This window comes from Coleofasciculus sp. C1-SOL-03 (genome assembly GCF_040220555.1).
GTDB lineage: Bacteria > Cyanobacteriota > Cyanobacteriia > Cyanobacteriales > Coleofasciculaceae > Coleofasciculus.
Genome location: NZ_JAVJUO010000119.1, coordinates 43431 through 53938, shown reverse-complemented (window position 1 = coordinate 53938; position 10508 = coordinate 43431). Strand labels below are relative to the sequence as shown.

General features: G+C 44.0%; 7 protein-coding genes. 4 read left to right on the top strand and 3 right to left on the bottom strand.

Annotated features, from left to right (window positions below):
• Positions 1–349 precede the first annotated feature (349 nt).
• The gene (locus tag RIE73_RS18910) at positions 350–1090 is read right to left on the bottom strand and encodes a hypothetical protein (protein ID WP_446402653.1); all 741 of its coding nucleotides are present in this window, start codon (positions 1088–1090) and stop codon (positions 350–352) included.
• 214 nt (positions 1091–1304) lie between these two features.
• Here RIE73_RS18910 and RIE73_RS18905 point away from each other — a divergent pair, with 214 nt between their 5' ends.
• Positions 1305–1646, top strand: a complete 342-nt coding sequence (locus tag RIE73_RS18905; protein ID WP_446402652.1) for a DUF433 domain-containing protein — start codon at positions 1305–1307, stop codon at positions 1644–1646.
• Between the two features lie 263 nt (positions 1647–1909).
• Positions 1910–2104 (top strand): hypothetical protein, encoded by a 195-nt coding sequence (locus RIE73_RS18900; RefSeq protein WP_446402651.1) that lies wholly within the window; start codon positions 1910–1912, stop codon positions 2102–2104.
• Between the two features lie 222 nt (positions 2105–2326).
• Here the strand turns inward: RIE73_RS18900 and RIE73_RS18895 are convergent, their stop codons facing one another.
• Positions 2327–6034, bottom strand: coding sequence for a two-partner secretion domain-containing protein (locus tag RIE73_RS18895; protein ID WP_446402650.1), 3708 nt, complete (start codon positions 6032–6034; stop codon positions 2327–2329).
• A 1169-nt stretch (positions 6035–7203) separates the two neighbouring features.
• Here RIE73_RS18895 and RIE73_RS18890 point away from each other — a divergent pair.
• Positions 7204–8358 (top strand): aminoglycoside phosphotransferase family protein, encoded by a 1155-nt coding sequence (locus tag RIE73_RS18890; protein ID WP_446402649.1) that lies wholly within the window; start codon positions 7204–7206, stop codon positions 8356–8358.
• Between the two features lie 21 nt (positions 8359–8379).
• Positions 8380–9501, top strand: coding sequence for a T3SS effector HopA1 family protein (locus RIE73_RS18885; protein ID WP_446402648.1), 1122 nt, complete (start codon positions 8380–8382; stop codon positions 9499–9501).
• 793 nt (positions 9502–10294) lie between these two features.
• On the opposite strand, the gene RIE73_RS18880 is transcribed toward RIE73_RS18885, so the two are convergent.
• Positions 10295–10441, bottom strand: coding sequence for a hypothetical protein (locus RIE73_RS18880; RefSeq protein WP_446402647.1), 147 nt, complete (start codon positions 10439–10441; stop codon positions 10295–10297).
• Between the last annotated feature and the right edge of the window lie 67 nt (positions 10442–10508).

Here is a 10508-nt window from a genome sequence, read left to right as displayed (position 1 = left end):
CCGTACAAAATTAGGTTCGGTCAAACTCACTTCTAAAAGCCGAAACGCCCGATTTTTCGTTCTCACTCTTCCTTGTCTACTGGTCTACCTGTCTCCCTTGTCTTACCTCCACCCCAATCTTAAAAAACCTACCCTTATGAGCTCTCCCAACCCCCCTCGTTCCCCCCTGCAAGGAGGGATGACAGAGGATGCTTCGCTTTTTTTGCACGGGAGAGGGGAGTAAGAGGGCTGACTTAAGCGGGTTTCACAACTATCTTCGTGGTTGTATCCAGATGTAAAGGTGCGTTACGCTTCGCTAACGCACCCTACACCCGCCCCGAATCAGGTTTCTAGACTCCCCGATTCAGTGTCAAGAAGAACAGAGTAGATCAATTAGGGATGGGGGTAATTCTTCAAAATGCTCTAACAAAAAATCCAGGATTGCCAAATGGCGCAAGTCAACGGGTTGAGGGCGGTAATACCCTTTGCCTCGGTTGAACCAACATTGAACCATTCCCAGAGAACGGGAACAGATGTGAGAAAGTTGCTCATAGGTGACATCCCATTTGGAATAAAACTGCCTTGGCGTCATCCCTAATTCACAGTAACAATAAAGGTCAATGATGTATTGTTCACGCTGGGTAATTGGGCGGGGATTGTGTCGCCCTTGGGGATGATAGCGTCCAGTTGGGCTATGCACTGATAGAGGTTCTCGTTCATGATCAGAATCGGTGGGATAACGGTATGGGTTGTCATCATCTTCACCGGGAAAATCGTTGCGTGTTGATTGTGTAGGGGCGGGTTTAGGGACAAACACAAATTGTTGTACCCAATCTGGTTGCAAAACCCGCCCTGATTGTTCGGTTAATTCCTCCATTTCTTCACTATGACGCAGAGTATTTAAAGTACCAGCAATGAGTTTACCGTTGAGGCTTGCGGTCAACTGCTGGATCAATAGCCGCGCGATCGCCTGGACTTCAGCATCCGTTAGGTGCATTTGGGATGCATCGAAGTCAATGTCACTGTAGTGCTTGATCAACCCGAGGAGTTGGGTAATGCCCAATTCCGCTAAGGCTTGCTGGATAGTGGTTTCAGCGGGTAGATGTGTCATGGTGTTGTTCTCCTTTAATGTTCAATGTCTTAGTTACTTGTAATAATGTTATAACATTATATGTAAAATAAAAACCCCTTTGTCTTAAAAAAAGGGATCTCAAGAAAATCAAGTTTATCGAGGTTATAGACTGGGGGGAGGAGCCTATCTACGCAAAAGCGTCGCACTCAAGTAAGCTAAAGCAAAGAAGCAAATTCTGTGATAAGACCATCCCATGAGCATTCAAGTTGAATTTCAAGCTACCGCTCCACCCTTGCGATGGGACGAAGCTGGGGGTATCCGTATCGGTCAGAGCCGAGTAACCCTTGACAGCCTACTTGCTGCCTATCACACTGGTTCTACTCCCGAAGAAATTGCTCTCCAATACGATGTGCTTAGTCTGTCAGAGATTTATGCAACTATCGCTTACTACCTCACCCATCGCCAGCAGATTGATAACTACTTGGAGCAGCGTCGCCAAAATGCTCAACAGTACAGACAAAAATTGACTCAAGACAATAACTTGGTTAATCTCCGAGAACGTCTCTTGGCTCGTCATCAATCCCAAGTAAGTTGATATCAAATGCGTCTTGTGACTGACGAAAACTTCAACGGAGCCATATTGCGTGGGCTAATCAGACGTTTGCCTGAGCTGGATGTAGTCCGTGTACAGGATGTCGGGCTGATGCACACTGATGATGCTAAGCTGTTCGGCATTTAAACCTTAATATCAATAATGGCGAAATCCTTGTAGTGCGAGCATCTTGCTCGCTACCCATTCCCAATTTAAATGCATGACAGCTTACCATTCTGGAATGGGCTGCCAACGAGGAGCGCATCTTGCTTACCCATGACGTTGCCACTATTATCATGTATGCAGGCGATCGCATCAATCAGGGTTTACCAATGCCTGGAGTTGTCGAGGTTATTGCCACGGCTCCCATTGGACAAATCCTTGATGATTTGGAACTCTTTATTTTGTGCAGTCAGCCAGGAGAATACGAAGATCAGATTATTTTCATTCCTTTTTCGTGATCGACTAATTAAAAAGGATAACTTGGTGGGTTACGGCGGATAACTAATTAAATGGTTTATTTTCTTAATTGATTACCGCCTAACCCACCCTACAGCTAACACAGCTAAAATGATGGATTAGATGTGATGATTGAATCGGGCGCAAGTCTTTGCGCCCCTACAGTTTCGGGGCTAATGCTTAATTCATCAAATAAGGTGTGCCACGCCACTACGGGTTAATCATCACTTAACACCACTCTGACAATGTAGCGGATTTTGCCAACCCGTATTCGGCGTAACATTGGGCGCTTCGGCGGTGAGAACGATTGTGCCATCGGGTAACTTTATCCAGCCTTGGGCTTCAATTATTGTCCTTGAACTCCTCTGGCTTACGGGTTCAATTTTTGCCGGAGAGTTATCACTACTGGGAGTCAATGGACGTAAATCTTCCCACACATTATATGTTCCCGTTACTTGGGAAATTGTGGGCGGAACTCCACCGCGTCCACTAATGATAAAATGACTGGGAGTTTGGTCAGAACGCCCTTGACAGAAATTGACAAATTCGGGTGGGGAAGCTGGGGGAGGGAGTTGCAGTAATCCGGTATTGGGGTCAATTTCTAAGGTGCTGATTTCCACAACTCCTTGTTCGCCAAATTCTGAACTGGCGGTGATATCAGACAGGGGCGTCAGGCGAGGACGAAATTCGAGTCCATAAATCTTGTTGGCGGTGATATCAACTCTTCCGCCATTCCCAAAGAAGGCGTTGGCGGTAATATCGCTATTTTCCCAGGGAAGCCCGACAACAAAGGGTGAATTAATCCGGATATTACCCCCATTTCCGCCAGCTTGGGCAGTTCCGGCGGTGGTGGAAATTGAACTGTTATGGCGTAGGAGTAGTATATCGTTGGCGTTGAGGGTAATATTACCACCTTCACTGGAATCCGTTTCAGCAATAATTGCAGCTTGGTTATTCAAACGGATAAAATCAGCCGTAATTTCTGTGTTACCCGCTTTGCCTGTTGCATCAGGTGAAAAGGGGGGGAGAACGATATCATCACCAAGGTCAAATGAGGGAACATTAGGAACCCTAGCATCTGCGGCTGTACCAGTTGCAACGGTAATTTTTGCCCCATCTCGGATATTTAAATTTTGGGTGTGATTAACTGTCAAGTTACCAGCATCCCCATCTCCAAATGCTTGAGCATACAAACCACTGGCAAATCCATCTCGTGATGTACCACTAAGTTCGATAGATTCAGAGGCGTTTACCGTTAAATTTCCTCCTTTGCCTGTACTATACGTTGAAGCAGATACCCCCGCCCCATCGCGAGCAACCAAGCGTCTGGTATTAATGGTCAAGTTTCCGGCATTTCCTGTACCAGTGGTATCTGTGAATAAACCACTGGGAAACCCATCTAGCGAAGTACCAATCAGTTCAACCAACTCAGAAGCATTGACGGTTACATTTCCGCCTTGACCCGCACCAGAAGTGGAAGCACCCACAACCGCGCCATCTCGAACAATTAATCGTTTTGTATCAATTGTCAAATCTCCGGCAGATTGACTTCCTCCCGTTGAGGTGGATAGGACAGTGAGAATTTGACCATCGGGTGAAGTTCCGCTCAATTCAACAGATTCGGAAGCTTTCACTGTGAGATTTCCCCCGACTCCATCTTCAAATGAACCCGTTAGCACTCGCGCACCATTGGTTAAAGAAATCGACCGTGCTGTGATATTAATGTCACCGCCTTGGCTTGTGCCAAAGGTATAGCTGCGGATAGTTCTGCGACCTTCAACTGAGATTATCCCTGTATCGCTTATTAGATTAATCTTGCCGCCTAGTACGTCACCAGAAGAGGTAATACTACCTGCTTTGATATCACCGTTGGCAGTTAGTGTAATTGCTCCACCATTGTTTCTAGAATAGGAAGTGAGTTCACCTGCTCTAGTGTCAATCATGCCACCACTTTCCAGAGTAATATCTCCACCATTTGTTTTAATTGAGCCGTTGAGAGTAACATCACTGGTTGCATCTAAAATGATGGGTCCGCCTAGAGTAGAAAGATTTCCAGTGATAATGGTTCCAGGTGATACTTCTGTAGAATGGGTAACTATTGGCTCCACTGACACTCTTACATTGTCTAGTCCCCAACTCTCATCCTGAATACCTGTGTATCCTGGAAGAGCCGAAGAAAAGTTAAGCTGAAGGGAACTATCTAAGTCGTCAAAAGTAAAGCTTAATTGGTAGACTGAATCGCTAAGAACATCTCCGAACTTATATCCGAGTGAATTCTTCTCAGAAGCGTCTGTATGACCAGGATTATCACCACCAGGAAATCCATTGGGAAAGGCTTGATTAGGAGACCAGTTGGAGTCTGGATTGCTAAATGTTGTGTGTAATAGTGTTTGACCACCAGTAATACTTAACTCCCAAATGTCCGGTCCAATTATCAAACCATTACAACAAACTTCGGCGTTACCATCCCATGATTGGATAAGAAATAGATCGAAAGACACTGTGGCTTGGCTGTGTGGTGGCAGATTATCGAGTGTCAAAGTCGCAGCATCGTTGCCGCTAAATCGTCCCAAAAATCTACGGTTTCCTTTCGGTGTGATATCCGTTGATGTATTTGACCATACATCAGGAATGTCTCCTTCAAAATCATCACTATAAACAGGAATCAATGTCGTTGGCGGATGTTTTAACTCGTCTACCCCCGCTCGTAAAATTAAAGCAGGATTTTCTCTCAATATCTTAATATCCGGATCATCTCCCTGTGTTAATGTCGTATCTTCACCCGTAATCCGAATATTTCCTGTGGTAATACTTCCCCTCGCCTCAACCTTCAACGAAACCCCTGTATAATCCCCCAAAACCACATCCCCTTCTGAACTAATAATCGGGTCATAGTAACTCCAAAACTCCCCCGGTTCTCCCGCTAAATTCAAAATCGCAAACTGACCCCCACTGGCAAAATGAGCATCTCCAGAAATAACCCCATCACTCACTAAACTCAAATCCCCACCACTCTGAAACGGCGTTCCTGGATGATTCAATGCCAGAATATCAATGCCTTGATTTCCTTGAATATAAAGATTCCCACCCGCATGGGCAATAAACGGAGTTTCTACACTATCCCGCACCCGCACCGTATCCCCCGCCCACAGGATTAAATCCCCAGCCGTGACTAACTGACTTTCCTCTAAAATTAAATTATTATTCGCCAATAAAATAGCTGACTGCGCTAACCCATCCTGCACCGTTGCATCTCCATTCACGGCGGCTATCTCCAAATGTCCGGCGGGGGCGGCTAATTGTCCGGTACTGGTAATTGTTCCACCAACTAAAGTTAAATCTTCCCCAACTTCTAGACTTCCAGAATTGGTAATCGCGGCTGGATTCTGATTTCCATATTGCAACCCCAAAGGCACATTAATAGTTAGCAATGGCGGCGCTTCGGGATTTGTCGCACTAAAGATAGTGCCATTCTCAAATACCACCCCATTGGCTGTACTTCCGACAAAGGAACCCCGGATATCGAGTTGAGCATTTTCGCCAAAGAGAATTCCATTGGGATTGATGAAGATTAAATCCGCTGCACCGTTGACGCCTAATGTCCCTAAAATGTCCGAGGGATCAGTTCCCGTCACCCGACTAAAAATGGCTTCGATTCCGTCAGGGTTGGCAAAATAAACCCGTTGTCCTTCGTTAATATTAAATTCTAAAAAACTATGAAATAAGGCGGAACCTCGGCTAGCACCATCCTGAATTAAATCGGCGGTTACTCCATCGATAACCACCCCATTGGGTAGGATTGAGGAACCTTCAGCGCCTAATGTGGAATCGGGTGTAATCTGGGCGAGGACAGGGTAACAGGGGATGAAGAAGAATGAGGCGATCGCGCTTCCATATATCAGACGCTGTAAGCTTTGATTGATGGTCATCATAGCACCCTCTAGATGTGAGATTTAGGTGATTCCTAACCTGATATTTATTTGATTATGTTCTGTGTCCTGTTTGTAGGGGCACCATCCTTGCGCCCTCGCTATCGTTACCGGGAAATCCACTAATGTTATCGACTCGCCCTCCTCTTTGGTTCACCTGTGGGAAAGGATAACTTGGTGGGTTACGGCAGATAGTTTATTAAATAGTTTGTTTCCTGATTTGATTACTGCCTAACCCACCCTACGGATTCCGGTGAATTGGGGGTTATAGGACGGCATATTTTCCCATGATATAAAATTACCAAAACTCTCCCCCAAAATCAACCCCTAATCCGATTTTTTTTGAGCCGCAATTACTCCTGTGATCTGCAAACCCAACCGGAACCTCGGTAGGATTGAGGAACATTCAGAACTTCATGTCGAATCGGGCAGAATCTGGGCAAGAATCGGGTGACAAGAGATGATGAGGAATGTTGCGATCGCGTCCCAATAGCCTAGACGCTGTAAGCCTTGATTGATGGTCAACATAGCACCCTCTAGATGTGAGATTTAGGTAATTCCCAACCTGATATTTATTTTATTATGTCCTGTGTCCTGTTTGTAGGGGCGCAATGCTTGCGCCCTCGCTATCGTTACGGGGAAATCCATTAATTTTATCGACTCGCCCCCCTATCGTTCAGGGGAAATCCATTACTTGTGTTGAGAAACCTTCATCGTTGGTTCACCTGTTGCAAAGGATAACTCGGTGGGTTACGGCAGATATTTAATTAAAGGGTTTGTTTCCTGAATTGATTACTGCCTAACCCACCCTACGGGTTAAGGTTGATCTGGGTCTATAGGACGGCACATTTTCCCATTGTATAAAATTACCTAAAATCCCAGCAAAAGTCAAGTGCTAATTCGATTGCCGATAACGCAGCAGTTAATCAGACATAATTTTTTAAATTAAAGAACAGATAGCGTCTCCAAAGGCAACTCTGTCACCCCCTTCATCGGCTGGCATTCCGGCGCTGTTTATGGATTTGTGGCGATATCTCTGGATTCTGGCAAAAGACAAAATTTTATAAATTTACGCCAATTAATTCATCCGCCAACCCTTCACAAACCCGGAATTGAAAATAAAATGAAACCTAAGACAACCCCTGAACTCATGAAGTCAGACTGATTCAACGATGCAATTAAGTTCAATTAACCTCCCCAACTATTTAATCCGCCTGGGGCTATGTCCCCCAGAAAACCAAAATCAGCTCATTATTAAACCCGTTGCGGCGAAAAATTTTAACCTCTTAGTCACCTTACCCGACGGTAAAAAACTCCTCGTTAAGCAAGAACGGTATAATCAGGACGGGAAAACAGCCGGAGAATTTGGACAAGAATGGCGCATTCAGGAGTTTGTACAGCACTTTCGGGAACTCGCTACCCTTCACCCCTATCTACCCCAGGTACTGCATTTTGATCTGGGGGAATCAATCATCATATTCCGCTACTTAGACGAGTACCGGGACGTAATGGAATTCTACACCGAAGAGACAATTTTTCCGAGTGCGATCGCGGCGTCTATTGGCACCACCCTGGCGGCTATTCATCGCGCCACGTTTAACCGGGAGGACTATCGGCACTTTTTCTGGCAAAATCGTAAAGATGCACCGATTAATCAGGTTCAATATCTGGTTCATAAATTGGAACGAGTGGAACCGGAAATTTTTGGTCAGGTTCCTCCAGACGTTCTCAAATTCATTGCCCTCTATCAACGGTATGATAGCCTTGGGCAAGCTATGACAGAACTAGGCAATACTCTTGCACCTTGTTGTGTGACACACAATGATTTAAAGCTAAATAACATCCTCCTGCACAATGATTGGCACAAGTCGAGTGATAGTATTGTGCGGCTAATTGATTGGGAGCGATCAGCTTTCGGACACCCAGCTTTCGATGTAGGAACACTAATCGCCAACTACCTGCAAATCTGGCTGAACAGCTTGCTAATTAATAACACAGTCAGTATCGAAGAATCTCTGCGCCTAGCTGTGATTACCCTCGAACAAATTCAGCCTTCTATTGTTGTCTTGACTCAGGCTTACTTAGATAACTTTCAAGACGTTTTAGATCATTGCCCTGATTTTTTGCGGCGAGTTGTTCAGTGCGCTGGTTTTGGCTTGATTCGGCAAGTTATGGCAATCCTCCAAAACCAAGCTTCCTTGGGCAATACAGGGATTTGTGTGCTGCAAGTTGCTAAAAGTTTGTTATGCCGCCCCGATCAATCTATGCTGACAATTTTTGGCACTAATGCTGCTGAACTCACCCGGTTAAGTATGTCTGCCGCCTAAGATATTTAGTCACAAAAAATTATGCAATTACTTAATTCTCCGATAACGCAACAATCCGCTAGAGCAAAGCAGCACCTTTGGGATACTCTGCAAGACATTGTGAGCCAGGTTAAAATTCAGTCTAATTTCTGCATCCGCCATCCAGATTATAAACCGTTTGAATTGTCGGCTGAGATAGTCACTCGCCTTGAACAAATGCCTTTAGAATTCCAGAATCGATATCGGAGTCTGCAACTGCGGAGTTTTCTTTACGGAATTTATTATAATGGTTCTATGCGAACTACCTTGGCAGCGGATACAGATTCAAATTTTCGGCAACTGGATTTAGAGAATAATACCTTCCTGGGAGTAGATAGAGTTTTTTACAATCGCTTGCACGAAAGCAATAATGGCATCGGCTATTTTGACATGGATTGGTATGTTTTAAGAGAGGAAAATGATGATAGATTGGTTGTGAACAAGAATGGTTTAAAGTTGCACGTTGAGCGAGAAGCTCATCTTCAACCCTCTCAGCAGAATGCTATTGTTGGTGATTCAGTCGCTATCCGCCTGCCTAAAAATTTGCTGCAAAATGGCTTTTATATGGCTATTGGCAATGGGGGGCAATATAGTCTCAACCATTCAGATAGTCATCCGGCTATTGTGCGAATTTACTTCAATATAACTCCAGAAGGTTCAGTTGCCATCATGGCGGCTCTCACGCGGCTGCTGAATGAAATCTCTATTCCGTTCAGCTTCAAGGTTTTGTATAATCCAGGTGACTATGGCTCCTACGACTCAGGGGTGCTTTACTTTGAGAAAAAAAACTATGAAGCGATTCGGTTGACACTTCAGGCTGTTTATTCCGAAAACCAAGCGCATTTTCAGCCGGAAATCCCGTTATTTACTAAACCACTGGCATGGGGACTAGGTATAGCTGAAGAACCAAACTGCAAATTTACTGATCGAGAAAGCTTTGGCATGAACCGCTGTCAAATTGTGGCTAATAGCTTAGTACAAGCTTGGCAAAACGGAGATGACTCTCCAGAGGCTCGGATGAACGGTGTCATTGAACACTTTTCCCGCTTGGGGATTGACTGGCAGTATGCCTATCTCAATGCCAACTCAGAAGACATCTACATACCGTTAAATTCATATCATTAATATTCTCCATCTCCTGAATGGGATAATAAATTCAGCCGTAATAGTTCGACTTCAGCCCAGGCTAACTCTTGGGCTATTTTTTTTGTGTAGTCTTTGCCTCCGCTCTAATAATTGTCTTGCCCTTTGTATAAACGTAGCGTGTTACGTCTATACAAGGTTGTGTTGCTATACAAACGAAGACGAAAAGATAAAATTGTTTTCTCTGGTTTACTGACAACAATTATAGACACAATTTTGAAAATATTTTCCTGAAATATGCGGTTCAATATGTCTAGTTTTGCCAAAAATTATTATAACTAACAAAATAAATCACAAAAATATTTATAATAAAGTCTTTTTAAAGAGCGATTATAGCTTGATCTTAGAGTTTAAATGCGTGATTATAGTAATGGAGTTAAGCAATAGAAAGTTTAATTCCTTATCCACTTAATCAACATTAGGAGAAATTGAAAATGGCTAGTATTGCAATCTCTGACTTGCGTCCCACTGGTACAGCTTTGTTCCAAGATTCCGAAAGCTTTCTGAATGAGCTAAACGAGAATGAAATTGAAAATGTATTAGGAGGCGGCGTCATAATTGCATGGACTTTATTTTGTGTCTGGTAAAATCCGTACACTCTTAGAGGATAAAGAGTTTAACCTACTTTAACAGGTTTTAAATTTGAGCCGGGAATTTATTTCCCGGCTCTTAAGTTAGGTTTGTGGTAATCAACACGCCCAAATTTGTAGAGACGTAGCATGCTACGTCTCTACAATGGTAAAGGAAAAGAGGTTTATCAAATCAGATGCAATTATTATGAAGAGGTAGGAATTTGATCGCCGAAATTATCAGACTGTCTAGCGACAGCCAAACGCTCTTGGTAAAACTCATCTAATGATGCACAAAACCTACCTGATTGCAACTGAATCCCTAAAGCATCAATGACGGCTAGAAAATCCATAAAGGTAGCGTTGTTATAGTTTTAACTGATAGCTTACACCTTTGTCAGTAAGCCCCAACATCCGCCA